The following is a 24455-nucleotide window of genomic DNA, read 5'->3' on the forward strand; positions in this document are numbered from 1 at the left end:
ACCCGCTCAGCGCAGCGTGCTGACCGAGTACGCCAGCAGCGATTCACGGCTGAGGACCCGCCCGGCGCGCTCCACGCGCAACTCGCCGCCCGCATGCCCGGCCAGTCCCACGGTCAGGACGTATCCGTACCCGCCCCGGTTCCAGCGGTACTCGGCCCGGCCGTCCCGGGTGGTGCGCGTCCCGCCCGTAATCGTGACGCCCGGCGTGCCGTCGCGGTTGCGGCTGGCGTACGTGACCTTCCCACCAGCCTCCCACACGATCACGCTGTGCTTCGCGGTGGCGGCCAGCACCGCCGCCTGCGGCACGTACCGGCACGCGAACGACCCATCGGGCACCCGGAACTCGTTCACGTGCGTCAGGCGGTACGCGGGGTCCTGCACGTTCTCCATGTTGCTGCTGTGCACGAAGAACCCCGGCGCCGGAGCGCGGCGGCCCGCGAAGGTCAGCGGCGTGTACACCTGCCCCGCCCCCGCATCGTCCGCACCGACCGTTACAGCGACCTGCGAGCGCGCCCCACCCACCCACTGCATCAGCGTCCCGGCGCCCGGGGCACTGGTGGACAGCGCCAGCACGCGCCCCGGCGTGTCACACCAGAAGCGCACAGGGCTCCACGCGCCCGCACGCACCTGCGCGAAGGACGCCTCAGTGAAGCCCGCCGCAGAAGCCAGGGGCAGGGATGACAGGAGCAGTGTGGCGGCCAGACGGACACGGTTGGCGGGCATGCCCAGAGCCTCCGCCCGGCCCCTGAGGGGCACATGAACCCCCGCCTGCCGCGCGTTCAGGGACCGGAGGGGCCGTCCTGGCCGGCAGCAGCGGTCACTGCCGGTACTCGCGGCCCTTCCAGCTGACGCGGCGGCGCAGGGCGCGCACCATGACCGGCAGGGCCAGCAGCGGCGTGACCGGCCCCAGCAGCCCCTCGGCCAGATCGGCGGGCGTGCGGCGGCCCGCGATGAGGTTCACGGCCAGCCGTTCCAGCAGGCTCGCGGCGCGCAGCGCGTTGCGGTTCGGCAGGGGCAGCAGCCACGGCAGCGTGTGCCCCGCGACGTGCAGCGCCACGCTGGCCAGCATGAACGCCCGCGAGTTCAGGTGGATGGGCAGCGCGTTCTTCCCGAAGCCCGCCACGGAGTCCGGGTACGAGCGGTACATCCGCACGCCGATGCACGCCTGACCCATGACGGTGGAGACCCGCAGGCCCAGCTGACCCAGCCTGCGGGCCATGACGGTGTCCTCCAGCACCTGATCCCGCACGGCGGCGTACCCGCCCACGCGGGTCAGCGCGGCGCGGCGGTACGCCATGACCTGCCCGTTCGCGATGGTCGCCAGCGGGTGAGGCGGGGTCATGCGCAGCAGCGGGAACGGGAAGTACGACAGCACGGCGGCGTCCACCAGGGGCGTGAGCAGCCGCTCGCCGGGCGTGACGTTCGACTGGCGCGGCTGCACGCTCAGCAGGTCCGCGCCGGACGCGTGCAGTTCGCGCAGCAGGCCGCCCAGCGCGCCCGGATGCCACGTGACGTCCGCGTCCGTGAAGATCAGGATGTCGCCGCTCGCGGCCCGCAGGAGCTGCTGGCACGCCCAGGGCTTCCCGTGCCAGCCGTCCGGCCGCGCCGCGCCGGGAATGACGCGGGCACCCAGGTGGCGGGCCACGTCGCCCGTACCGTCGTCGCTGCGGTCGTCCAGCACGAGCACCTCGTGCGCGCCCTGCGCGAGCACGCCGGGCAGCGTGACCGGGAGGTTCGCCGCCTCGTTCCGCGCGGGGATCAGGATGGACACGCGCGGCCCCCCCACTGGCACGGGGGCGGGACGCAGGCGCGGGAAGGTCACGGCGTTCACCGCCAGCGTCAGCGCCTTGCCGAGCAGCCACACGGCGGTGACCGTGCGGTACGCCCGCGCCCAGCCCGGCTCGGGCGGCCCCTTCACGCGGCGCCGCGTCACGCGCGGTCCCCGGTCAGCCACGTCAGCAGCCGCGAGGGCCAGTCCACCCGGTCCGAGCGGCTCGCGCGGCCCGGCACCAGCCGCAGGTACCCGGCCAGCGGCGCCTCCGGGTCGCTGCCCAGCAGGTCGGCGTCCAGGTCGGCCAGCAGCGCCGCCAGGGCACCCGGCAGGTCAGCGGCGTCCACCGGCGGCCCGACGCGCACGAACGCCTCCGGGAACTGCGCGCCGCGCAGCACCACCCGCAGCGCCACCGGCACCAGCGCCACCCCCGCGTGCCGCGCGATCCACGCCGCGCCCGGCTGCACGCCCCGCAGCGGGCCCGCCGGGTGCAGTTCGCCCTCCGGAAAGACCACCAGCCAGCCCGCGCGGGCGCGGCGCACCCCGGCCCGCACCTCGTCCGCGCGCAGGGCGCCTACCCGCCGCAGGAACGGGAAGCGTGAGAGCTGCCGCGCCGTCATCAGGACGCTGAACGGCTGCCCGCACGCCAGGGCCACCTCGCGCAGCACGTACCCGTCCCACCAGCTGTGATGGTTCGGGGCCAGCACCGCCCCGCCGCCGGGCAGCGGGCCGCGCACCCACACGCCGCCCAGCCCGCCGCGCACGCTGCGGCGGATGCTCAGGGCCAGCAGTCCGGTCGCCCAGGCGTGCCGCTGCGGCGCGTCGGTGCCGGGGCGGTCAGGTGCGGTCAAAGCGCGTCACCCGCCGCGCCAGCCACAGGCCCGCCAGCATCGCCGCCAGCGTCACCCCGGCCTCTGCATACCGGCCCACCAGCACCAGCCCGCCCGGCAGGAAGAACGCCTCAATGGGGTACACCACCCGGAAATCTGCGCCCCGCGCCGCGCCGCCCGGCAGCAGACTCAGGCTGGGCCCCCAGTGCAGCGGAAAATCCCGCGACTGCCACGGCAGCGCCCACGCCCACTCCTCACGCCGCAGCCCGAACAGACGCGGCGCGAGACCCGTGAACACCCACGAGATCAGCCACCCCACCCCCCACCAGCCCAGGAAGTTCTGCACCGGCGCGCCCGCCCACAGTGGCCAGGGATCACTCCAGAGCCAGTAGCGCTGCGCGGTCATCAGCGGCTCCAGGCCCACGTCCCACAGCAGCATCAGGAGCCCCGCCAGCCAGGGTCGCCCGCCCGAGAGGCTCGTGGCGGTCAGCGTCAGCGCGAACCAGCCCAGCGGCACGATCAGCGGCACACCCAGCAGCGTCGGCCCGGGCGCCGTCTGGTACGAGTACAGCCCGAACGGAATCCCGGTGCGGCTCCCCAGTACCTCCACGCCCAGGCCCAGCGCGAACGCCACCAGCGCCATGACACCTGCCTTCCAGGCGTTCTCGCGCTCCCACACGAACAGCAGCGCCGCCACGAACAGCGCCCCCGTGCTCGCCAGCCCCAGCACCGGGAAGCCCTCCGGCCACAGCGGCACCGGGATCTTCAGCGCCACGTACAGCGCCACGAACCACATCCACGGCCGCGTCACCGCCAGCAACCCCGCGAACCGCGACGCCAGCACCCCCGCGAAGTCCCGGCCCAGCGCGTCCCCCGCCAGCGCCAGCACGCCCGACAGCGGCAGCCCCAGCGCGATCAGCGCCCAGCCGGCCGCCAGATCCGCCAGGACCAGCAGCGCCCCCAGGAACGCCACGCCCAGCGCTGCGAAGCCCAGCCCGGCGCGCCACACGGTGGGGGAGAAGCTCACGCCCGCACCGCCTGTAGGGCCGCGAAGTACGCGCGGGTCGCGTCCGACACGTCACCCGGTAGGGCCGAGAGGGGCCACCAGCGGACCTCCGCCGCGTCATCCAAGGCGCGCGGTTCACCACCCGCGAACTCGGCGACGAACACGTGCGTTTCCCAGTCCACGACATTCCCGTCCTGGTACGTGTACCGGTGTGGAAACACGCCCAGTGAGCGCAGCGCACCCACGCTCAGGCCCGTCTCCTCGCGCAGTTCCCGCCGGGCGGTGTCCTCCGGCGACTCCCCGGCGTCCGCGCCGCCACCCGGCACGTCCCACAGGGCGTTATCGCCCCGGCGCACCAGCAGGACGGTCCCAGCGTGCAGGACCGCAATGCCTGCGCCCAGGCGGCGCTTCGGACGTAGCCCCCGCCACCAATGCCGGATCAAACGCGCCCCCGGCGAGATGGGCGGACACGCCCCCTCACCCCAGCCCTCTCCCACGAGGGGAGAGGGAGCAGAACAGCCCCCTTTTCTGCACACAGCCCACAGCTCATAGCCCATCAACTCCCTCACCGCCAGCGGCGGCGCGTCAGGTCTTTCACGAGGACCTGCGCGGCGTTGCGGCCGGACGCGCCCATGATGCCGCCGCCGGGGTGGGTGCTGGCGCCCGTGAGGTAGAGGCCCTGCACGCCGGGCCAGCGGTACTGGCTGGCTTTCATCCACGGGCGGAAGGAGAACATCTGGTCGAAGCTCATTTCGAGGTGCATGACGTTCCCGCGGTGCAGGCCGAGGTTGGTCTCTAACCACTGGGGCGTCTGGACGAGTTCCCCGACGATGGTGTCGCGGGTGCCGGGCGCGTAGTGCTCGAAGGCGTTGAGGATGTTCTCGCGGGCCTCGGCGGTGCGGGTCTCCCAGGAGCCGCTGCTGAGTTCGTAGGGGTAGTACTGCGCCCACAGCCACAGCACGTCCCCGCCTGGGGGGGCCAGGGAGTCGTCCACGGCGCTGAAGCTCATAGCGATCAGGGGTGGGTCGCTGGTGGGTTCGCCCGCGAGGTACTCGCCGTAGCCCTTCATGAGCTGCTGTTCGTTCTTGATCAGGAGGCCCAGGCCGACGCGGCTGTCGGGTTCGGTGTGGTTCCGGTATTTGACCTTCTCGCTCAGGGCGAGGCGGAGGATCATCCCGAAGCCGTTGCCGACCCGCACCTGCCGCGCGGCGGGCGGGACGTACTCGTCGGGCAGGGCGCCCGCCGTGGTGAGGACGTGCGCGCCGGACACGACGGCCCGCGCGGTGTACGTCTCGCCGTTCTCCAATCGGACGCCCTGAGCCTTGCCGTCCTTGACGAGGATGTCCTTCACGGGCGCGTTCACGAACACCTGCCCACCGTCCGCCTCGATGGCGCGCTTCAGGGCTTTCGTCAGGCCGCCGCTGCCGCCCTTGGGCCGTGCCACGCCGCCCTCGTGGTACAGCGGGTGCCACAGCAGGAATGGCGCACTCAGCGGGTCACTGGGGGGCGGGCCGCTCTGCGCGGCCATCCACACCAGCGGCGCACGCACGCGTTCCTCGGTGAAGTACTCCTTCGCCACGTCCCCGTACGGGCGGAGGATGCGGGGCAGTTGTTCCATCCAGTCCTTGCCCTTCCCGCTGGACACGACCATCTTCCCCATGTCCAGCGGCCCCGGCGCGGAGTTGAACAGGTCCGCCACGCTGCGCGCGAACGGCGTCCAGTCGTCCAGGAATTTCGTGTACGCCTCGCCCTGACCGGGGAACAGCGCCTCCAGCTCCCGCGCGGTGCGGTTCGCGTCGCGGTGAATGAACCACGGCGTCTCCCCGTCCGACGCGTGGAACATCGGGTCGACCTCCAAGTAGTGCAGGCCGTGCCGGGTGAGTTCCAGTTCGCGCACCACGGGCGTCATGCGGATCAGGATGTGCGCGCTCCCGCCGTAATCGAAGCGGTACCCGGGCACCAGTTCCTCGGTACTCACGGCCCCGCCGACGATGTGCCGCCGCTCGAACACCCCGACCTTCAGGCCCGCTTTCGCGGCGTACGCGGCAGTCACCAGCGCGTTGTGCCCCGCGCCCATCACGATCACGTCGAAATCCGGCATCCCGCGCAGTCTTGCACGCCCCCACACCCGCGGAGCGTCAGGTGGCACGCAGAACAGGCGGCCCGTCCCCTGCACAGGACGGGCCGCGCGGAGATGCAGGTCAGGGGAGCTGCACGACGTGACCATTGCCGAAGGTGACCGCCACCTGTGGGCTGCTTGTGGTGGCGCTCGTGACGGTGCAGCTGGCGATCCGGTCGCGCCCCACCACGTTCTCCAGCGGGCACGGCCCGTCACGCAGCGTGCCGCCCGACTGGGCTGCGATCACCATGGTGTACGCCGACATGGCCGCCGCCCGCTCACCCGTCCCGTTGGCCCGCGTGCGTGCCGCCAGCAGGTTCGGGATCAGCACGGCCGCTAGGAGGCCCACCATGAAGACATTCAGGATGAAGTGCCCGGCGATCAGGCCGATCTTCACCCCGCCCTCCAGATCCGGGCGGAAGTTCTGCGCTTTGCGCCGGGTGTACGCCTGCCCGAACTGCACCAGCATGACCACGAAGCCCACCAGCGGCAGCGCCGCGAACATGGTTGAGGTGGTCAGGCCGACCAGGAACGCGCCCAGCAGGTTCAGCACGATCAGCATGGCGATCCACCCGACGTGCCAGCCCACCAGCCCGATGTACGTGAAACCGGCGCCGGGCAGCAGCACGTTCAGCAGGTACCCCACGGCGAGGTTCGGCGCTTTGCGGGGCGTGGGCGCAGCGGCGGGGCGGAAGGTGTCCTCAGGCCAGGTCATGCCTGCACGCTACGGAGCGCGGGCGGGGCGCTCTGCCTCAGGTGACGGCGCCCCCGGCGGGTGCATGATGGACCATGCCCGCCTTCACGATCCGCCGCCTGGGACCGGGTGACAGCGCCGCGCTTGAGCGGCTCGCGCAGGATGAGACTGACTTCACGGACGAGCCGCCCAGCCCGCCCCTGACCCCGGACGCCGCCGACGCGTACCTGCGTGACCCGGGTGTCTGGCACTGGCACGCCGAGGACACCAGCGGCGCTCCGGTGGGGTTCCTGATGGCGTACGTGCACCGCCGCCGGCACGGCGAGCCGCTGGACGTAATGTTCGAGGAGATTGGCGTGCGCCGGGCGTGGCGGCGGCTGGGCGTGGGGCGCGCCCTGGTGAGAACCCTGCACGCCAAGATGCAAGCCCACGGGATCGGCAGCGTGTGGGTCGCGGCGGACAACGAGGACGCCAGGGCCTTCTACGAGGCCTGCGGGTACGAGCTGGATGAGTTGCAGGGCGTGATCCTCAGCCGGGAGGTGCAGCTGGGCACGCTCATCTGACCCGCGAGGGGTACGCTGCCCGCAGAGGGATCACATGGGCCTGATGACGCTGGGTGTGTTCGTACCGCTACTCCTGGTGATGTTCGTCGCCGCGCGCCGCCAGGAGCGCCTGAATCGTGCCATGCAGGGCATGGGCGCTGGCGAGGATGCGGGGTACGTAGGCCCGCAGGTGGGCGGCCCGACCTGACGCGTGATTGAGCTGGCCGACCGGCCTTCAGTGCTCGACTGGCCAGCCCAGCGCCGGGTCGTGCGGGGCGGGCCAGTGGACGGGGAGGTCGGCGGTGTGCCCCTCGATGCGCCGGATAGGGACGAGGCCGGTGCCGCTGCCGCACAGCCACGCGCGGGTCACGTGGGCGAGGTCACGCGTGTGGACGGGCCGCGTGACGTGCGGGCGCCCGCGCAGGTACGCGGCCCGCGTGACAGAGGGAAGCCCACCTTCGGGGACGACGAGTTGCCCCGCGATCTCCAGCAGCGGGGAGGTGCGGCTGCCGTCCACGACGTGTCCGCCCGCGTCCTGCAACCAGCCTTCGAAGTGCGGGTGGGCCTGCGTGGCGGCGAGTCGGTACGGGAGGTAGTTCCCGGTCTTGTGCGCGCCCAGCTGTGGGTGAATGTGCATGTCGGTGACGCGTACCGTGACCCCCTGATCCGGGCGTGGGCCGGGCGTGAGGGGCCGGTGCGCGTGGTACGTGCCGTGGGGTGAGACCGTGACGCGCAGCAGGCCCCACGGGTGCGCGTCCAGCGTGGGCGGCTGAGGGTCCGGCGGGGGGAGGCTCAGGAACGCGCAGGTGGCCCGCAGCCGCTCCAGGTGCGCGACCCACAGCAGCGGCTGGCCGCGGCGGGTGCGGACGGTGGTGAAAGCCGTCGCGCCGTGCAGCCACGCCGGGTCGTTCAGGATGGCGGGCAGCGGCGTCACGTTCGCGGCCACGCCTGACTGAGGCGCAGCCAGTTGCACAGCAGGGTGCGCCCGGCGGCACTCAGGACGCTTTCCGGGTGGAACTGCACGCCCCACGCGGGCTGACCGGGGACGGCCAGGGCCATGACCTCGCCGTCCTGGCTGGTCGCGGTGACCAGCTCGGCGGGGAGGCCCCGCACGACCAGGGAGTGGTAGCGGCCGAACGGCGCGTCCTGGGGGACACCCTGGAACAGGTCGGTGCCGCGGTGCCGGGCGTACTCGGGGCGGCCGTGGACCGGCTGGGCGCGTTCTACCCGCCCGCCCAGCACCTGCCCGAGTGCCTGGTGGCCCAGGCATACGCCCAGCAGCGGAAGGCGCTCCTCCAGGCACGCGCGGGTCAGGGCCAGCGTGACGCCGCTGGTGTCAGGCGTGCCGGGGCCGGGGCCGACGAGCACGGCGTCCGGACGGTCCCGCAGCAGGTCCTCCAGCGCCTCGTGCTGCCCGCGGACGTCCACCTGCGCGCCCAGCGCGAGCAGGTCGTGCGCGAGGTTCCACGTGAACGAGTCGCGGTTGTCCAGCAGCAGCACCCGCAGGCCCGTTTGGGACGCGGCGGGTGGCGGGGCCCAGGGCGTGCCGGGCACCGGTGGCTGCGGCGGCTGCGCGGGGCGGCCTGGGACGCCCGCCAGGACGCTCAGGAGCGCCTGGGCCTTGTGCACCGTTTCCTGCGCCTCGCGGGCGGGGTCGGCGTCGATGACGGTGCCGCCGCCCGCGCGGACCTCCACCGTCCAGCCCTCCGGCGTGCGGGTGAACGCGGCGGTGCGGATCAGGATGTTCACGTCCACCAGCGGCCCACTGACAATGCCCAGCCCGCCGGTGTACCAGCCGCGCGGGCCGGGTTCCAGGTCACGGGTGACCTCCATCACGCGTTCCTTCGGCGCGCCCGTGATCGTCCCGCCGGGGAAGGTGGCGGCCAGCACGTCCCGCAGCGTCACGCCGGATCGCGCGCGGGCCTGCACCTCGGACACCAGGTGCATCACGTGGCTGTAGCGCTCGACGAGCATCAGGTCCGGCACGGTGACCGTGCCCGGCGCGGCCACGCGGCCCAGGTCGTGCCGCACGAGGTCCACCAGCATGGTGTGCTCCGCGACCTCCTTCGGACTGGCGCGCAGTTCCGCCTCGAACGCGGCTTCCTCGGCGGGCGTGTCGCCGCGGCGGCGGGTGCCCGCGATGGGCCGCGCACTCAGGTCCTCGCCCGCCCAGCGCACCAGCCGCTCCGGGCTGCACGACACGACCACCTCATCCCCGAAGTCCGCGAAGGCCATGAACGGACTGGGGTTCACCTCCCGCAGGCGCAGGTACGCGGCCAGCGGGTCGCCCTGCGCGGTCGCCTGCACGCCGCGTGAGAGGTTCACCTGGTACACCTCGCCCGCGCGGATCAGGTCCTGCACGGCCCGCACGCCCGCCGGGTAGTCCACGTCGTCCGCGCCGAACGCGCCCACGTTCAGGCTCGGTTCCGGCGGCAGCGGCGCCGCGAGCAGGGCCGCCCAGTCCAGGTGCGGTTCACCCACCACGCTCAGCGTGCCCGCCACGCGGTCCCACACGAGGCCCGACGGGTACTCACCCCACCACATCGCCTCGCCGCGGGGCGCGTGCGCGGCCAGCCCGAACGCCCGGGCCGCCTCGTACTTCAGGCCGCCCAGCCACGCCGGGAACAGCGCCTCACCCGTGGGCCGCCGGGGCAGCTCGTGCGTGACCCGCAGCGGCGCGGCACTCAGGAACGACCGCGCTCCGTACGACACGACCGGCCCCAGGGATTCCAGCAGCACCACGCCCGGCAGGCCCGCCGCGCGCACCCGCCGCAGCACGTCCGCCGGACTGACCGGGGGCAGGAGGACCGGGTCGGGGGTGAGGCTCGCGTTCACGCGCCGGATTCTACCGGCCCCACGCCCACTTCAGTGGGCCCCGCGTGCACGGCGACCTTCGCCGCGAGCGTCCGGTAGAAGTCCGCCTGTTGCAGGTACGCCAGGTGATCTGACCGCACCAGCCCGGACAGCGGGAACGCCGTGTCGTGCGCGCCCGGCGCGATGCCCTGCGCGCGGAAACTCAGCAGGTCCGAGTACGCCCATACGTTCCAGAAGTACCCCAGCCGCCCCCCGGCGCTCGCGTCCGGCTGCGGGCCGCTCAATGTGAACCCCAGCTCGTGGAACGCGCCCACCTGACTGCCGCACGCGCACCAGAAATCCACCCGCACGGTCCCGCCCTGCGGATCGGTAGGCAGAAACGCGTGCAGCGCGTCAAAGATCAGCTGCCCGCCCATCGAGTGCGTCAGGACCACCAGCGGCTCTGCCGGGTGCAGGCGCGCCGCGTGGGCCGCGCGCAGGCCCGCCAGGACCCGCTGCGGAATCGCGCCGGGCCGTTCGGGCGTGCCGCGCCCACTCAGGTACGCCAGCACGTCCCCCAGGAACAGCGGCACGAACGCCTCCAGCGGGCGGCGGACCTCACGCATGGCGCGCTTCACGTTCTGCCGCCGCGCCCGCAGCAGCCCCGGCGGCAGGTGCGGCTCCAGGCGCCGCGTGGGCGCGGGCAGCCGCGCCTGCGCCGCCGCGTCCAGCACGCCCCAGCGCTCGTATGGGGGCAGGTCCGCCAGCAGCGCCCGCACCCGCTCGTCCCGCGCCACGCCCCACGCCACCCGGATCACGCCCGGCCACTCGGACACCGGGTGCGCCGCCCTTAGGCGGCGTTCCAGCGCCTCGCCCAGCCCATCGGCGTCCAGCGCCAGTGGATCGGGTTCCGGGGCGACCTCCCGCCCGCGCGCCGCGCGGAACTGCCCGCCCTGCGCGAAGTGCGCGCCCAGGTCCCCCCAGTACACCCGCTCGATGTGCACCCGTTCCGGCGCGTCCGGGTTCAGGGTGGGCGCCACGTGCTCCCGCAGCAGGCGCTGCACGCCCGGCCAGTTCACGCCCTGCGTCGCGCGGTGCAGATCCTCCCAGCCCTGATCGCCCTCCTCGCGGACGGCCACGCCATGCACGAACAGAACCGGCATGCCACCCATCCTACCGCGCGCCTTCAGAACGTCCGGATGTACGTCTTCCAGCCGTCAAAGCTCCGCAGGGCCGCGCCACTGCGCACGCGAATCTGCGCGATCTTCTCCATGCTCGGCTGGGGCCGCCCGCTCAGCTGGAACGCCCGGCGGATCAGGGCGGCGAATTCCGCCTCGTTCCCGGCCGACAGAACCCACTCTTCGGCGGCGCGCAGCACGTCGGCGTAGTTCGCGCCGGTCTGCACGATCTGCGCCTGCCAGTACGCCGCGTCCCCGCTGCTGGGCTTGCGGCCCAGGCTGTCCAGGTACGCCCGCTCGATCAGGGCCGCGCGCACGCCACTCACCTGAGCGTCCTGCAGGTACGTGCGCGTGAACGCCACCAGGCTCCGGTAGGTGCTGTCCGGCTGGGCACCCAGGTTCGTGAGCAGCTTGAAGAACGGGTTGTTGGGGCTCAGGCGCACGCCCATGGAGCTCTGGGTGACGCGGGTCACCACGTTCGCGAGTTCCGCCGCGCTCCCGTGCAGCTGCGCCATCAGCGCGGCACGCAGCTGCGTGGTCTGCGCGCCGCTTAGGTCGCTGTCCCGGAAGCCCTTCTTCGCCCAGTCGCTGCGCTCCTGAAGGGTCGAGCCGCGCCCGAAAACCTCGCGGTACAGGTCGTCCACCAGGCCCGTCTTCGCCATGGTGCCCTCGGTGTCCAGACCGCAGACGATCAGGAAGCAGTCGGCGTGCGCGGGCGCCCCCAGGGGCAGGAGCAGCGTCAGGGCCATCAGCGCGCGGCGGGCAGTGGTCAGGGTCATGGGCCGCAGCGTAGGGGGCGGGGCGTTGCGCTGGCGTTTCGCCTGGACGTGCCCTTGCCTGCTGGGACGGCTCAAGAACTCCTGAATTCCTTACACTGCACCCGGAATTGCGGGGTAGAATGTGCCGCATGTGGGTGTCGACGAAAGCACAGTACGGCCTGCGCGCCCTGATCGAGATCGCGCGTGGCGAGGGGGACGCCGTGCCCCTCAAGGACGTCGCCGAACGCCAGGGCATCAGCCAGCACTACCTGGAGCAGATCGCCAGCAACCTACGCCGCTCGGGCTTCATCAAGAGCATCCGCGGCGCGCACGGCGGCTACCGCCTCGCGCGGCCCGCGCGGGACATCAGCGCGTACGACGTCGTCACCGCCATGGAAGGCAGCATCGCCCCCGTCTCCTGCGTCGAGGAGGACCACGTGTGCGACAGCCAGAACGTGTGCGGCACCCAGAACCTCTGGTACCGCGTGGACGCCGCGCTGCGCGACGTGCTGGGCGGCACCACCCTGGCCGACCTGATCGAGGACAGCAACCGCCAGCAGCACGCCCGCCTCGTGCAGATCGACCCCAGCTACCCGCACCTGGGCTGAAGCGCCGCGCCGGAGGGGGAGGATGGACAGGCCCGGCCTGCCGTCCTCCCCCTCCGGTGGTGTGTGGCCTATGCTGGAGCACCGTGTACCGTTCGCTGATCAAGCCGCTGCTGTTCCGCCTGGACGCGGAGGACGCCCACCACCTCACGATCGGCCTGATGGACGCCGCGTCCCGCGTGCCCGCGTGGCCCGCCCTGGCGCGGCGCGTCACGGCGCCCGCGTCCCCCATGCTGGAGCAGACCCTCTGGGGGCAGCGCTTGGCGAGCCCGGTAGGCCTCGCGGCGGGACTAGACAAGAACGGCGTGGCCGTCCCGGCATTCACGGCGCTGGGATTCGGCTTTCTGGAGGTCGGGACCGTCACGCCCCTGCCGCAGCCCGGCAACGACCGCCCGCGCCTGTTCCGCCTGCCGCAGGACGGCGCGCTGATCAACCGCATGGGCTTCAACAACGCCGGGATGACCGACCTGCACGCCCGCCTGGGCGGACTGGGCGCGCGGCCCGCGCCGGTCTGGGTGAACATCGGGAAGAACAAGGTCACCCCGAACGAGGACGCCGCGCAGGACTATCGCCGCTGCGTCGCCGCCCTCCAGGACGTCGCGGACGCCTTCGTCGTGAACGTCAGCAGTCCCAACACGCCCGGCCTGCGCGCCTTGCAGGGCGCGGACGACCTGGGCGCCCTGGTGCGCGAGGTCCTGCAGGAGGTCGAGGCGCAGCGGGTGCGGACCCTGAAGGCCCCCCCGGTCCTCGTGAAACTTGCCCCGGACCTGCACCCCGCCGACTTCGAAGCCAGCGTGGACGCCGCCGTGACTGCAGGTGTGGCGGGCCTGATCATCAGCAACACCACCCTCTCCCGCGACGGCCTCACCCACCCCAACCAGAAAGAAACGGGCGGCCTGAGCGGACGGCCCCTCACGCGCCGCGCCACCGACCTCGTGCGCGCCGCGTACCGGCAGACTGGCGGGCGCGTCCCCATCGTGGGTGTGGGCGGCATCTTCAGCGCGCAGGACGCCTACGACCGCATCCGCGCCGGGGCCACCCTGACCGAGGTGTACTCCGCCCTGATCTTCGAGGGCCCCGGCCTCGTCCGCGACCTGAACAGCGGCCTGGCGCGCCTGCTCGCCCGCGACGGCTTCACACACGTCCGCGAGGCGGTCGGCACCGCGGGCTGAACGTCTGAACGGCAAGGGGACGGAGGAGTGAATCCTCCGTCCCCTTCACCTGATGTGGGTCAGTGGCCGCTGGTGGCTTTCAGACCGATGATGGACACGATCATCAGGATCATGAACGCGACGCGGGCGGGCGTGACGCTCTCGTGGAACAGCACGATGCCCAGGATGGCCGCGCCCACCGCGCCAATCCCGACCCACACGCCGTACGCGGTGCCGATGGGCAGGGTCTTGGCGGCGAGGCCCAGCAGGCCCATGCTGGCGACCATGCTCAGCAGGGTCAGGGCGGTGGGAACGGGACGGGTGAAACCTTCCGTGTACTTCAGGCCAATGGCCCAGCCGACTTCCAGCAGTCCGGCGATGACGAGCAGAGTCCATGCCATACGGGACACCTCCAGTGTCTCGCCGTCTTGTCGTAACCGGGTACGGCGGTGCTCTCGTCCGGGCGGAGCGGCGTCCACGGGGCAGCCGACTCCATCGCGGATCAGTGTGCCCGACGGACAGCTGAGCAGGATGAGCAGCATGTCACGGCAGTGCCGGGCCGTGCTGTTCGCCCCTCAATGGACCTGAACACCGCTGTCAGGCCACCTGAATACCGCTGACCTCTGGGTTCCGGGTCGCGTTCAGGCCAGTGTGTGCGGCCGGGTCGGGCTGTCGGTCAGGGCGGAGTACACGAAGGTGCGCAGGTCGTCCTGCACCCGCTCCGGCGACATGAGCTGCTGCGTCATGAAGATCACGGCCAGGTCCTCCACGGGGTCGATCCAGAAGTACGTGCCGGCCGCACCGCCCCAGGAGAAGTCCCCGGCGTTGCCAAGCCGCTGGGCGCGCACCGGATCGAGGGTCACGGCGAAGCCCAGCCCGAAGCCCACCCCCCGGCTGGCCGACGCGGATACCGCGATGGGTGAGCGTGCCAGGCTGGCCACGTCCGCGCCGCCCGGCAGGTGGTTGCGGGTCATGAGTTCCAGCGTCTTGGGTCCCACGATGCGCGCGCCGTCCAGTTCGCCGCCGCGCAGCAGCATGCGGCAGAAGCGCAGGTAGTCCGCGGCGGTGGAGACCAGCCCGCCGCCGCCCGACACGAAGCGCGGCGCCGCCAGATACCGGCTGCCGTGTGCGGGGTCGAACAGCGTACGGCCCCGCCCGGTCAGGACGTAGCAGGGCATGAAGCGCGCCGCCTTGTCCGGCGGGACCGAGAAGTCGGTGTCGGTCATGCCCAGAGGTTCAAGGATGCGCGTCCGCACGAAGTTCTCGAAGGGCTGCCCGGAGAGGCGTTCCACGACGTAGCCCAGAACGTCGGTCGCGGCCGAGTAGTGCCACGCCTCGCCGGGGTGGTGCTCCAGCGGCACGTCCGCGAGCGCGTCGATGAAGCCCGCGAGGTCGGTTGCCGAGCCGATGCCGCGCTCGCGGTACAGGGCGTCCACCCGCCCGCCCTGCTGGATGTGGTAGCTCAGGCCCGAGGTGTGGCGCAGCAGGTCAATCATGCGCATGGGCCGCGCGGGCGGTTCGGTCGTGATCACGCCGCCCTCCTCCTGGGCCCACACGCCCAGGTTCGCCCAGCCGGGAATGACCGAGCTGACCGGGTCGTTCAGCGTGACCCGTCCCTCCTCGAGCAGCATCATGAACGCGAGACTGGTGACTGGCTTGGTCATGGAGTAGATGCGGAAGATGTCGGTGTCCCGCAGGGCCCGCGAGGCCTCCACGTCGGCGTAACCCTGCGCGTGCTGGTGGACGAGTTCGCCGCGCCGGTACACGACGGTCAGGGCATGCGGGAGGAGGCCCGGATCGAGGTACGCGGCCTTCACGTGCGCCTCCCAGGCGTGGAGGCGGTCGGTTGAGATACCGGTGGTCGTGGACATGGGCCCTCCTGCGGGCGGTCGGGGGGCCGCCCCGGTCACGGTCCCCGGAGGCGGCCCTGGTCGGTGGAGGTTACACGCCCAGGTAGGCGCTGCGGACGCGGTCGTCGGTCATCAGGGCGCTCTGCGTGCCCTCCAGCGTCAGGCGCCCACCCTCGAGCACGTAGCCCCGGTGGGCGATGCTCAGCGCGGCGAAGGCGTTCTGCTCGGCCAGCAGGACGGTCACGCCGGTCTCGTTGACGCGCTGCACGGCGCTGAACACCTGCTCGACGACCAGCGGCGCGAGGCCCAGGCTGGGTTCGTCCAGCAGCAGCAGTTGCGGGCGGGCCATCAGGGCGCGGGCGATGGCGACCATCTGCTGCTGCCCGCCCGAGAGGCTCCCGGCGGGCGCGTGCCGTTTCTCGATCAGGGCGGGGAAGAGGTCGTACGCGCGGTCCAGTTCGCGGGCGGTCCCGGCGGGGTCGCGGCGGTGCACGAACGCGCCGAGGCGCAGGTTCTTCTCGACGCTCAGTTCCGGGAACAGCAGGCGGCCCTCGGGGCACTGCGAGACGCCGCTGGCCACGTTGAGTTCCGGGCGGCCGGTCGTGAGGCTCGTGCCGTTCCAGGTGGCGCTGCCGCCTGCGGGGCGCTGCAGGCCGCTCAGGGTGCGAAAGAGGGTGCTCTTGCCCGCGCCGTTCGCGCCGAGCAGCACGACGATCTCGCCGCGCTGCACGCTGAGGTTCAGGGCGTGCAGCGCCGTGAAGGGGCCGTAACGGACGGTCAGGTCGCGGATCTCAAGCATGCGCGGCCTCCCCGCCCTGCGCGCCCTGGCCCATCTGCCCACCGTGCGCGTGCGAGCCCAGGTACGCCTCGATCACGGCCGGGTCGCGGCTGACCTGCGCCGGGGTGCCCTGCGCGATCAGCTGCCCGTGATGCAGCACCAGGATGTGATCGGCGAGGCCCATCACGAGGCTCATCTTGTGCTCGACCAGCGCGACCGTCAGGCCGCCCGCGACGAGTTCACGGATCAGGGCCATGAGGTTCACGGTCTCCTCGGGATTCATGCCGGCGGCGGGTTCGTCCAGCAGCAGCAGCTTCGGTTCGCTGGCCAGTGCCATGGCGATGCCCACGCGTTTCTGGCCTTCCTGCGTCAGGGCCCCGGCGGGCAGGTGCGCCTGCTGGACGAGCCCCACGCGTTCCAGGGCGCGCAGCGCGCCGTCACGGCTGCCCCGGGCGTCCTGGCGTTCGCGGGGGGTGCGCAGCAGCGCGTCGAGCAGTCCGGCGCGTGTGCGGACGCGGTGCCCGATCATGGCGTTCTCCAGCACGCTCAGTTCTCGGTAGATGGTGGTCGTCTGGAACGTGCGGGCCACGCCGCGCGCCACGACCTCGTGGGTGGGGCGGCGGGTGAGGTCCTCGCCCTGGAAACGGATGGTGCCGGTGGTGGGGCGGTAGAAGCCGCTGATCAGGTTGAAGAAGGTGCTCTTGCCCGCCCCGTTCGGCCCGATGATCGCGGTGATCTGCCCGGCGGGGATGCTGGCCGTCACGTCCCTCACGGCGTGCAGCCCGCCGAAGCGGATGCCCAGGTTCTCGACGTCAAGCACCGCTGACCTCCTTGGTCTTCGCCGCGCGGGCGGGGCGGGCGGCGCGCAGGCGCGCCCACAGGCCCGCCAGGCCGTGCGGGGCGTACATGACGAGCAGCACCAGCAGCGGCCCGAACACGATGTACTGGTAGTCCTGAAGCCCCTTGAGCGTCTGGGTGAGGCTGTAGATCAGTGCGGTGCCCAGCAGCGGCCCGGCCAGCGTGCCCAGGCCCCCGACGAGCAGGTACAGCAGCACCGTGAAGGTCGTGGTCGGCCCGGTCACCGCCGAGCCCAGAAAGCCCACGTACGTGGCGTACAGGCCGCCCGCCAGTCCGGCCAGCGCCGTGGAGAGCATCATGGCGCGCAGCTTGTGGGTGTACACGTTCACGCCCGCGCTGCGGGCCAGGTCCTCGCCGCCGCGGATGGCGAGCAGGGACAGCCCGAAGCTGCTCGCGCGGGCGCGCGCCACGATCAGTACGGTCAGCGCCAGCGTCAGCAGCGCCAGCAGGTAGAAGCCCCCGGACAGCTTCAGGCCGATGGCCCGCGACGCCTCCTCCAGCCCAGCGGGGGGTGCGATGCCGTTCAGGCCGTCGTTCCCGCCGGTCAGGGCGTCCCACTTGTTGATCACCAGCGTGATGATCACGCCCACGCCCAGCGTGAAGATCGAGAAGGCGTCCCCGCGCGTGCGGAACGCCACCAGCCCCAGCAGCAGCCCCGCCAGCGCGGCCAGCGCGATCCCGGCGGGCCACGCCAGCCAGAAACTCCACCCGGCCTTCAGGGTCAGGATGCCGGTCGTGTACGCCCCGATCCCGAAGAAACCCGCGTGCGCCAGCGGTAGCAGGCCCGTGTAGCCCAGCATGACGTTCAGGCCGTACGCGAGGACCGCCCACATCATGATGTTCACGCCGACGTCCAGCAGGTACCCGCTGGGATGCAGGAAGGGCACCACGGCGGCCAGGACGAACAGTGCGGGCCAGACGAAGCGGCTCACGTGCCCTTCCTGAACAGCCCCTGCGGGCGCAGCGCGAGCACGACCACCAGCATGGCGAACCCGATCACGTCCGCGAAGTCCAGGCTGATGTAGAAGCCGCCGAACACCTCCGTGAACGCCAGCAGGAACGCGCCCACGATCGCGCCGGGCACGCTGCCCATGCCGCCCAGGATGATGATCGCGAACACCTTGAGGTTCATGACCTCACCCATGCTGGGCGTCACCGCATTGATCGGCGCGATCAGGCTCGCCGCGACCGCCGCGAGCGCCCCGCTGATCGCGAAGGTCAGCATGCCCACCCGGTTGGTGTTGATGCCCACCAGCCGCGCGCCCTCGCGATTCTGACTCATGGCCTCGATGGTCGCGCCGGTCAGGGTGCGTTTCAGGAAGTAGTTCAGGCCCAGCATCACCAGCACGCTCGCCGCGATGATCAGCAGCCGCTGCCACGTCAGCGTCACGCCGCCCAGGTTCACGATGCCGGGCAGCGGCTCGGCGATCTGCTTGAAGTCCGGCCCGAACACCCGCGGGTGCGAGATCAGCGCCTCCAAGAAGAACAGCACCCCGATCGCTGCGATCATCGGATGCACGTGCGGCGCGTTGCGCAGAGGGTGGAAGATCACTCGTTCCATGAGTGCGGCCAGCAGCGCCACGCCCAGCGCCGAGAGGATCAGCGCGGGCACGTACCCCACCTTCAGGCCCGTCAGCGCCGCGTACGTCAGGTACGCGCCCAGCATGTACAGCCCGCCGTGCGCGAAGTTCGGGACGCGCATCACGCCGTACACCAGCGTCAGTCCCAGCGCCACCAGGGCGTACACGCCGCCCAGCGCCAGCGCGTTGAACAGTTGTTGCAGCACCGTCGACAAAACCCGTTCCTCCCCCGTTGGCCGTGTGAAATGGCCGTGTGAAACGGCGCGCCGGGCACACGTTCGCCCGGCGCGCACAGTGATCAGTTCTTCCAGTGACGTCCGGCGCTTACTTGAAGGTCTTGATCAGGCGCAGGCGGGTGTACTGCCCGCCCTTGACGCTGGCCACCAGGAACTGCGCGTCCACGTGGCCCTTGTCGGTCACGCCGTACAGCTTGAAGACCGTCTTGTTCTGCGGCAGGGCCTTGGCAGCGGCGTCCAGCTGCGCGCGGATCGCCTCGGGGTTGTCGGTGGTGCCCGCCAGTTCCATCGCCTTGGCGATGATGTTCATGCCCATGTAGTTCAGCGCGGCCTCGCTGGTGGGTACCTTCTTGTACAGGCGCTGGTACAGCGTCACGAATACCTGCGTGCCCGGGAACTCCTTGGTGGGCAGCACGCCCACGCTGCCGTCCAGGTAGTTGCGCGGCACGACCTGATCCATCTGCTCGAACTTCGCCTGGTCCATCACGATGAAGCCGCCCTTGAAGCCCTGCTCGCGCGCGGCCTTCACGACCAGCGCGGTGGGCTGGCTGGGCCCGCCGATGAACAGCACGTCGGGTTTGTCCGCCAGGGCCTTCGTGACGGCGCTGGAGTAGTCCACCGTGGTGTTGTAGTCCACGCTGTTGTTCCCCAGGACGGTGCCGCCCTGCTTCTTCCACTCGTCGCTGATCGCGTCCGTCCACTGCTTGCCGTACGCGCTGTTCGTGCCCAGCAGGCCCAGGCGCTTACCGAACGCTTTCATCTGCGTGGCCGCGAAGGGCTGCAGGTAGTTGTCGTAGCGGGGCGGCAGCATGAACGTCAGCGGGTTGCGGGCGTCGAGGATCTTGGGTTCGCTGCTGTACGCCACGAGCAGGAATTCCGGGTCGCGGGTCGTCATGGGCTGCACGGTCAGGATGCCCCCGGCGTGCGGCACGAAGACCACGTCGATGCCCTGACTGGTGAGGCGTTTGACGTTCGTGGCGGTCTCGTTGGGCAGGTACCGGTCGTCCAGCGCGACCAGTTTGAACGTGACCTTCTCGCCCTTGACGGTCACGCCCGTGCGGTTCAGTTCGGCAATGGCCATGTCGATGCCGCTCTGGACGTCCTTGCCGTAGAAGGCCGCGCCGCCCGAGAGGGGACCGGAGAAGCCGATGTTCACGACCTTGTCGGCCAGCGCGGAGCTGCCCGCTAGGGCGAGCAGGGTGGGGAAGAGGAACCGTTTCTTCATACGACCTCCCGCAAATTCAGCGCGCCCAGGCCCGGTGCCGGTGGCCTCGCTGAACACAGTTCAAGTTGTGCGTGCCGTTCATGCTGGCACGCCCCCCGGGGGGTGTCAATCCGCTTTCCCACACATCCCCCAGCGGCTGACAGGTCTGGCCCCACGTTCACCTGTCATGTGCCCCGCCACTCAGGTGCCCCGGCTGGCAGTTCCGCGGCGCGCTGGGGGCCGCGCCTGCCCCTGTGCACTGCCTGCGCGGTCGATAAGAAGGAACCCCCTCCGGGGAGGGGGTTCTGATCTGGCTCGGCAGGTTGGGGTCGAACCAACGACCGTCCGATTAACAGTCGGATGCTCTGCCACTGAGCTACTGCCGAATACTGAGCCTGTGGCCGTTTCCGGCGCGAGAGGGATAGTAGCACGCCCCCCCAGACCGCGCAAGTCCTGACCGGGGAGGCGCGCGGAGTGTCAGTCGCCAGCGAGGGGAACGCCGGTCACGGGCTGCGCGCGGGGCGCGGTCAGGGGCCGCGCGTACCAGCTCATGACGGGGCGGGCGTCCATGGTGAAGGTGTACCCCAGCCGCTCCCAGAAGCGCGCCCCGCGTGGGTTTTCACCCAGGACACTGGCCAGGATGCGGGTGGTGCCGCCCGGCGCGCGCGCCTCGAGGTGCCGCACGACCTGTTCCCCCAGCCCCTGGGACTGGCGGTCCTCCCGGATGAGCAGCAGGTTGATGGTGAGGTCCCCGGGTTCGGGGTAGTCACTTTTGCAGTCGAGGCTGCCAAACAGCTGCCCGCGGTCGTCGTACAGCAGCTCCAGGCGGCGTCGGGGGTCGAGAAGGGCGATTTCCACGTCGCGTTCGACGTCTTTCTGATTTGGAATTCGGGTGCCCAGCAGGGCGAAGTAGCCGGGTGCGGCCTGGTACAGCTGGTGAAGCAGCGGCGCGTGGTGCAGCGCCAGCGGCGTGACGTTCAAGTGAAAAGCCTCCCCCGTCCGGCGAAGGTGGGCGAGCAGCTAAGGGACGCGGGTTGCCGGACTGGCCCTGAGCATACCCGCTGCCGGGGGCGGCTGCCACGTCACGTCAGGTCTCATGAATTCAGGCCCACTTCACCCTGCGGGGAGGGGAGGGTGGGGTACCCTGACGGGGTGAGCGGTCCAGGTTTCTATCAGTCCCGGTTGCAGCGCCCCGGCGCGGTCCTCGCCCCGATGGCCGGGTACAGTGACGCGCCCATGCGGCAGCTGGCCGCGGAGCAGGGCGCGCTGTGGACCGTCAGTGAGATGATCAGCGCGCGCGGCCTGATGGGCGGCGGCGACACCGAGAAACTCAACCTGGGCCGCCCCTACCCGGGCGAGCAGGACCGCGTGGTGCAGCTGTTCGGCGCCGAGAGCGAGGTACTGGCCGGCGCGGTCGCGCGCGTAGAGGCGTGGTTCGCCCCGGCCGCCATCGACCTGAACATGGGCTGCCCCGTCCCGAAGATCCGCGGGCGGGGCGGCGCGTGCCTGCTCCAGACGCCGGAAACGGCGTACGAACTGGTGCGGGCCATGCGCTCGGCGACCACGCTGGACGTCAGCGCGAAGATCCGCATGGGCTGGGACCATGACCGCAGCGTGGAGGTCGCGCAGGGCCTGGAGGCCGCCGGGGTCGCGCTGATCACTGTGCACGGCCGCACCAGTGCCCAGCGGTACACCGGTGAGGCCGACTGGGACGCGATTGCGCGCGTGGCGGCAGCGGTGCGCGTGCCGGTGGTGGGCAGCGGGGACATCACCACGCCCGCCGTGGCCCGCGAGCGGCAGCGCCGGGGCGTGGCGGCCGTGATGATCGGGCGCGGCGCGGTCGGCAACCCCTGGATCTTCCGGGCCCTGGCCACCGGAGACGAGGCCCGCCCGGACGCCCACGAGCGCGCCCGCACCGCCCTGCGGCACGCCGAGTTGCAGGAGCAGTTCTACGACGATGACACGGGCCGCCTGACCCTGCGTCCGCTGCGCAAGGTGCTGCCACAGTACCTGCCGGACCACCCGGAACTGCGAGACGTGCTGACCCAGGTCCTGACGGCCGCTGACGTGCGCCGCGCCCTGGCGCCGCTGCTGGGCGAGCGCCGCACCCACGCCGCTCCGGGAGAGTATGCTGTGAGTCATTCATGAACGTCCGCGAGTACTACGCCTACCTGACCGCCGCGCGAGAGCAGCTCTGGAACTTCCTGCGCGCCCTGCCGCAGGCTGATCTGGACCGCAACCTGATCGAGGACGCCGACCGCTTCCACTCGATCAAGGACCTGCTGCTGCACGTCACGGACGTCGAAGACCACTGGGTGCACGGCATCGTGCTCGGGGACGGCGTGCAGCGCCTGTTCCCGCACGACTGGGTGCGGCCCCAGGCGCAGCAGTACGACCTGAGCTGGATTCTGGACTACAGCCGCGAGGTCACGCGGCGCACCTGCGCCTTCTTGGACCAGGAGCCCGACCTGAACCGCAGCGTGAAGCTCGTGCAGGACGACCCGGCCAGCGATACGGTCACGCTGGACCAGCTGATGTGGAACGTCATGACCCACGAGGTGCGCCACACCGCTCAGATCGCGCTGATGATCCGCCAGCTGGGCCACACGCCCCCCTGGCTGGACTACATGCGCTTCGTGCGGCCCCAGAGCACCCCGTCGCAGGCGGGCGCGCCGGACACGGACGGGCTCGACGACAGCAGCGACGACACCGACGATCTGTAAACCGGTGCTCCCCGCCGGGACCGCGGCCTGAACGCTACGGACCCGGCGTTCTGCATCAGCGGCGGAACTCACTGACGCGCGTCAACGGGCCGTTCAGGCCGTCCAGCCGCGCCGGGAGGCTCGCCGCCTCCACCGGCTGCCCGGTCGCGGCGTCCATGGTCTCGAAGGTCGCGCGGTCCTGCGCGGGCCACACGGTCAGCAGCGTCACCGTGCTGCGCGCCGTGCCCGGGTGCCCCACGTACGCCCGGCCGCCGATGCCCCCGGCCGACAGGACGTTCAGGCGGCCCAGCCGGGCCGGGTAGAACGCCGCGTGATGCCCGTGCACGTACGCCAGCACGTGCCCGGCCTCCATGACCTGCCGCAGCGGACCGGGGTCGCGGATCACCTCGCCCGGGCGGTTCTTCTCGGCACTCACCCCGGCCAGCGGGAGGTGTCCCACGACCAGCCGCGCGCCCGCCGCCCGCGCAGCAGGCGAGGTCAGCTGCGCCGCGAGCCACGCGCGCTGAGTGGCCGTCACGTCCGGCCCACTGGCGTCCAGCGACGCAATGAACAGCGCCCCGCCGCCCAGCGTGAAACTGAACCGGAACGGGAATGCCGCGCGGTCCACGAAGGCCAGGGGCGGCACGTGCGCCTTCCAGTACGCCGCCGCCTCGCGCCGGTCGCGCGGGCTGACCGGACTGGCGTCGTGGTTGCCCAGCGTGAATGCGAAGGGAATCCCGGCCGCTGCCAGGGGCGCGCGCACGTCCCGGTCGAACGCCGCCCACATGGCCCGCACCTGCGCGTCCCCCAGGCTGGCCTTCTGCCCGCCGATCAGGTCGCCGGGGGAGAGCACCGCGTCGGGTCGCCACTCGCTGACGATGCGGGCCACGCTGCGCGCCAGGGGCGCCGGGTACGTGGTGCTGCCGTACGGTCCGTTGAAGTCCCCCAGGATCGCCAGCCGCACTGGCTGAACAGGCGGCAGGGGGGCTGCCGAGAGCAGCAGCGGCAGCAGGCACACGAGGCGGCACATGCAGCGCAGTTCATCACGGCTTCTTGAGGAAATCATCAGCCGCCCCGGCTTGGGCGGCGCCACGCTGAGGCATGACCGAACGCGACGACGCCCTCCCCGTGAATCCCACCCTGGCCCCCCACACGCCGCCCGGCACGACGGACGCCCACGCCGAGCAGGGTCCCATGCCGGACGACCTTCCGGCTGCGCCTCCCGTTCCTGCGCCCAGCACGGACGGCCTGAGCGCGCAGGAGGTCACTGCCCTGATCGGCGGCGGGGACGCCAGCCGCGCCGAGACGAACGAGTCCCTGGCGAACGCCGAGGGTCTGGACACGGATAGCTGAGGCGGCCCCGGCCGGCCTGGCGCCGTACGCTGAGGCCATGCAGTCCATCACTGACCTGCGGGCCCACTGCGCTCAGCTGCCGCACTCGCAGGAGACCTTTCCGTTCGATGCGACGACCCTGGTGTTCAAGGTCGGGCCGGCCGGGGCAGGGAAGATGTACGCCCTGACGGACGTGCAGGCCGACCCCGTCACGGTGTCTGTGAAGGTGCCGCCCGAACGGGGTGAGGAACTGCGCGCCGCGCATGACGCCATCACGCCCGGCTACCACCTCAACAAACGCCACTGGGTGACCGTCACGCTGGACGGCCGCGTTCCGGATGAGCTGATCCGCGACCTGATCACGGGCAGTCACGCGCTCGTGGTGCGGGGCCTGACCCGCGCGCAGCGGCAGGAACTGAGCCTGTGAAGGAGGGTCACGGGCTGCCGCGTGCGGAACGTCCGAGCCTG

At 71.6% G+C, this 24455-nt stretch carries 28 protein-coding genes, 1 tRNA gene and 1 riboswitch; of the genes, 8 read left to right on the forward strand and 21 right to left on the reverse strand.

Features of this window, described 5'->3' with window-relative positions; translation table 11 throughout:
• Positions 1–6: 6 nt before the first annotated feature.
• The 7 genes from IEY63_RS07240 to IEY63_RS07270 form a co-directional block, all read right to left on the reverse strand.
• On the reverse strand, positions 7–723 hold the full coding sequence (locus tag IEY63_RS07240) for a hypothetical protein (RefSeq protein WP_189068325.1): 717 nt from the start codon (positions 721–723) through the stop codon (positions 7–9).
• Positions 724–817: 94 nt separating this feature from the next.
• Positions 818–1918, reverse strand: coding sequence for a glycosyltransferase family 2 protein (locus IEY63_RS07245; RefSeq protein WP_373290904.1), 1101 nt, complete (start codon positions 1916–1918; stop codon positions 818–820).
• An 11-nt stretch (positions 1919–1929) separates the two neighbouring features.
• A complete protein-coding gene (locus IEY63_RS07250; RefSeq protein ID WP_229784546.1) occupies positions 1930–2622 on the reverse strand; it encodes a lysophospholipid acyltransferase family protein in 693 nt (230 codons plus the stop codon).
• Positions 2609–3628 (reverse strand): carotenoid biosynthesis protein, encoded by a 1020-nt coding sequence (locus IEY63_RS07255; RefSeq protein ID WP_189068326.1) that lies wholly within the window; start codon positions 3626–3628, stop codon positions 2609–2611. Before IEY63_RS07255 ends, IEY63_RS07250 begins: the two co-directional genes overlap by 14 nt.
• Complete coding sequence (locus tag IEY63_RS22440; protein ID WP_373290897.1) at positions 3625–4050, reverse strand: NUDIX domain-containing protein; 426 nt, start codon at positions 4048–4050, stop codon at positions 3625–3627. The genes IEY63_RS07255 and IEY63_RS22440 overlap by 4 nt, the downstream gene beginning before the upstream one ends.
• Positions 4051–4172: 122 nt before the next feature.
• Positions 4173–5708, reverse strand: coding sequence for a phytoene desaturase family protein (locus IEY63_RS07265; RefSeq protein WP_189068328.1), 1536 nt, complete (start codon positions 5706–5708; stop codon positions 4173–4175).
• A 100-nt stretch (positions 5709–5808) separates the two neighbouring features.
• The gene (locus IEY63_RS07270) at positions 5809–6441 is read right to left on the reverse strand and encodes a hypothetical protein (protein WP_189068329.1); all 633 of its coding nucleotides are present in this window, start codon (positions 6439–6441) and stop codon (positions 5809–5811) included.
• A 74-nt stretch (positions 6442–6515) separates the two neighbouring features.
• Here IEY63_RS07270 and IEY63_RS07275 point away from each other — a divergent pair, with 74 nt between their 5' ends.
• Both IEY63_RS07275 and IEY63_RS07280 read left to right on the forward strand, forming a co-directional pair.
• Positions 6516–6983, forward strand: coding sequence for a GNAT family N-acetyltransferase (locus IEY63_RS07275; protein ID WP_189068330.1), 468 nt, complete (start codon positions 6516–6518; stop codon positions 6981–6983).
• Between the two features lie 34 nt (positions 6984–7017).
• Positions 7018–7170 carry a preprotein translocase subunit YajC gene (locus tag IEY63_RS07280; protein ID WP_189068331.1) on the forward strand — a complete coding sequence of 51 codons (153 nt, stop codon included), beginning with the start codon at positions 7018–7020 and terminating at the stop codon, positions 7168–7170.
• Positions 7171–7197: 27 nt separating this feature from the next.
• On the opposite strand, the gene IEY63_RS07285 is transcribed toward IEY63_RS07280, so the two are convergent.
• From IEY63_RS07285 to IEY63_RS07300, 4 genes are read right to left on the reverse strand one after another with little or no spacing between them, the layout of a single operon-like run.
• Positions 7198–7908, reverse strand: a complete 711-nt coding sequence (locus tag IEY63_RS07285) for an aminotransferase class IV (protein WP_229784548.1) — start codon at positions 7906–7908, stop codon at positions 7198–7200.
• On the reverse strand, positions 7893–9797 hold the full coding sequence (locus IEY63_RS07290; RefSeq protein ID WP_229784549.1) for a chorismate-binding protein: 1905 nt from the start codon (positions 9795–9797) through the stop codon (positions 7893–7895). Before IEY63_RS07290 ends, IEY63_RS07285 begins: the two co-directional genes overlap by 16 nt.
• Entirely contained in the window at positions 9794–10918 is a 1125-nt protein-coding gene (locus tag IEY63_RS07295) for a hypothetical protein (RefSeq protein ID WP_189068332.1), read from the reverse strand. The genes IEY63_RS07290 and IEY63_RS07295 overlap by 4 nt, the downstream gene beginning before the upstream one ends.
• A 23-nt stretch (positions 10919–10941) precedes the next feature.
• Positions 10942–11712 (reverse strand): hypothetical protein, encoded by a 771-nt coding sequence (locus IEY63_RS07300; RefSeq protein ID WP_189068333.1) that lies wholly within the window; start codon positions 11710–11712, stop codon positions 10942–10944.
• Between the two features lie 128 nt (positions 11713–11840).
• On the opposite strand from IEY63_RS07300, the gene IEY63_RS07305 reads away from it, so the two are divergent.
• Both IEY63_RS07305 and IEY63_RS07310 read left to right on the forward strand, forming a co-directional pair.
• A complete protein-coding gene (locus tag IEY63_RS07305) occupies positions 11841–12299 on the forward strand; it encodes an RrF2 family transcriptional regulator (RefSeq protein WP_189068334.1) in 459 nt (152 codons plus the stop codon).
• 83 nt (positions 12300–12382) lie between these two features.
• On the forward strand, positions 12383–13468 hold the full coding sequence (locus tag IEY63_RS07310) for a quinone-dependent dihydroorotate dehydrogenase (RefSeq protein WP_189068335.1): 1086 nt from the start codon (positions 12383–12385) through the stop codon (positions 13466–13468).
• Between the two features lie 59 nt (positions 13469–13527).
• On the opposite strand, the gene sugE is transcribed toward IEY63_RS07310, so the two are convergent.
• The 9 genes from sugE to IEY63_RS07355 all read right to left on the reverse strand — a co-directional run bounded on the left by sugE (position 13528) and on the right by IEY63_RS07355 (position 20934).
• Positions 13528–13848, reverse strand: a complete 321-nt coding sequence (gene sugE, locus IEY63_RS07315; RefSeq protein ID WP_189068336.1) for a quaternary ammonium compound efflux SMR transporter SugE — start codon at positions 13846–13848, stop codon at positions 13528–13530.
• 17 nt (positions 13849–13865) lie between these two features.
• Positions 13866–13929: riboswitch (guanidine-III (ykkC-III) riboswitch) on the reverse strand.
• 159 nt (positions 13930–14088) lie between these two features.
• Positions 14089–15318 carry a serine hydrolase domain-containing protein gene (locus IEY63_RS07320; protein ID WP_189068337.1) on the reverse strand — a complete coding sequence of 410 codons (1230 nt, stop codon included), beginning with the start codon at positions 15316–15318 and terminating at the stop codon, positions 14089–14091.
• A gap of 70 nt (positions 15319–15388) precedes the next feature.
• Positions 15389–16096, reverse strand: a complete 708-nt coding sequence (locus tag IEY63_RS07325; protein WP_189068338.1) for an ABC transporter ATP-binding protein — start codon at positions 16094–16096, stop codon at positions 15389–15391.
• Positions 16089–16895, reverse strand: coding sequence for an ABC transporter ATP-binding protein (locus tag IEY63_RS07330; protein WP_189068339.1), 807 nt, complete (start codon positions 16893–16895; stop codon positions 16089–16091). The genes IEY63_RS07325 and IEY63_RS07330 overlap by 8 nt, the downstream gene beginning before the upstream one ends.
• The gene (locus tag IEY63_RS07335) at positions 16888–17865 is read right to left on the reverse strand and encodes a branched-chain amino acid ABC transporter permease (RefSeq protein ID WP_062159240.1); all 978 of its coding nucleotides are present in this window, start codon (positions 17863–17865) and stop codon (positions 16888–16890) included. Before IEY63_RS07335 ends, IEY63_RS07330 begins: the two co-directional genes overlap by 8 nt.
• The gene (locus tag IEY63_RS07340) at positions 17862–18728 is read right to left on the reverse strand and encodes a branched-chain amino acid ABC transporter permease (RefSeq protein WP_189068340.1); all 867 of its coding nucleotides are present in this window, start codon (positions 18726–18728) and stop codon (positions 17862–17864) included. The genes IEY63_RS07335 and IEY63_RS07340 overlap by 4 nt, the downstream gene beginning before the upstream one ends.
• Positions 18729–18837: 109 nt before the next feature.
• Positions 18838–19974 (reverse strand): ABC transporter substrate-binding protein, encoded by a 1137-nt coding sequence (locus IEY63_RS07345; RefSeq protein WP_189068341.1) that lies wholly within the window; start codon positions 19972–19974, stop codon positions 18838–18840.
• Between the two features lie 290 nt (positions 19975–20264).
• Positions 20265–20339, reverse strand: a tRNA-Asn gene (locus tag IEY63_RS07350).
• Between the two features lie 91 nt (positions 20340–20430).
• Positions 20431–20934 carry a GNAT family N-acetyltransferase gene (locus IEY63_RS07355; protein ID WP_189068342.1) on the reverse strand — a complete coding sequence of 168 codons (504 nt, stop codon included), beginning with the start codon at positions 20932–20934 and terminating at the stop codon, positions 20431–20433.
• Between the two features lie 231 nt (positions 20935–21165).
• On the opposite strand from IEY63_RS07355, the gene IEY63_RS07360 reads away from it, so the two are divergent.
• Positions 21166–22101, forward strand: coding sequence for a tRNA dihydrouridine synthase (locus IEY63_RS07360; RefSeq protein ID WP_189068488.1), 936 nt, complete (start codon positions 21166–21168; stop codon positions 22099–22101).
• Positions 22098–22676 (forward strand): DinB family protein, encoded by a 579-nt coding sequence (locus tag IEY63_RS07365; protein WP_189068343.1) that lies wholly within the window; start codon positions 22098–22100, stop codon positions 22674–22676. Before IEY63_RS07360 ends, IEY63_RS07365 begins: the two co-directional genes overlap by 4 nt.
• 55 nt (positions 22677–22731) lie before the next feature.
• On the opposite strand, the gene IEY63_RS07370 is transcribed toward IEY63_RS07365, so the two are convergent.
• Positions 22732–23685: a metallophosphoesterase family protein gene (locus tag IEY63_RS07370; protein WP_189068344.1), complete on the reverse strand. Its 954-nt coding sequence runs from the start codon at positions 23683–23685 to the stop codon at positions 22732–22734.
• Between the two features lie 71 nt (positions 23686–23756).
• Between IEY63_RS07370 and IEY63_RS07375 the strand changes: the two genes are divergently transcribed.
• Positions 23757–24008 carry a hypothetical protein gene (locus IEY63_RS07375; protein ID WP_189068345.1) on the forward strand — a complete coding sequence of 84 codons (252 nt, stop codon included), beginning with the start codon at positions 23757–23759 and terminating at the stop codon, positions 24006–24008.
• Between the two features lie 37 nt (positions 24009–24045).
• The gene (locus IEY63_RS07380; RefSeq protein WP_189068346.1) at positions 24046–24414 is read left to right on the forward strand and encodes an MmcQ/YjbR family DNA-binding protein; all 369 of its coding nucleotides are present in this window, start codon (positions 24046–24048) and stop codon (positions 24412–24414) included.
• Positions 24415–24455 lie beyond the last annotated feature (41 nt).

Source organism: Deinococcus radiotolerans, from assembly GCF_014647435.1.
Lineage (GTDB): Bacteria > Deinococcota > Deinococci > Deinococcales > Deinococcaceae > Deinococcus > Deinococcus radiotolerans.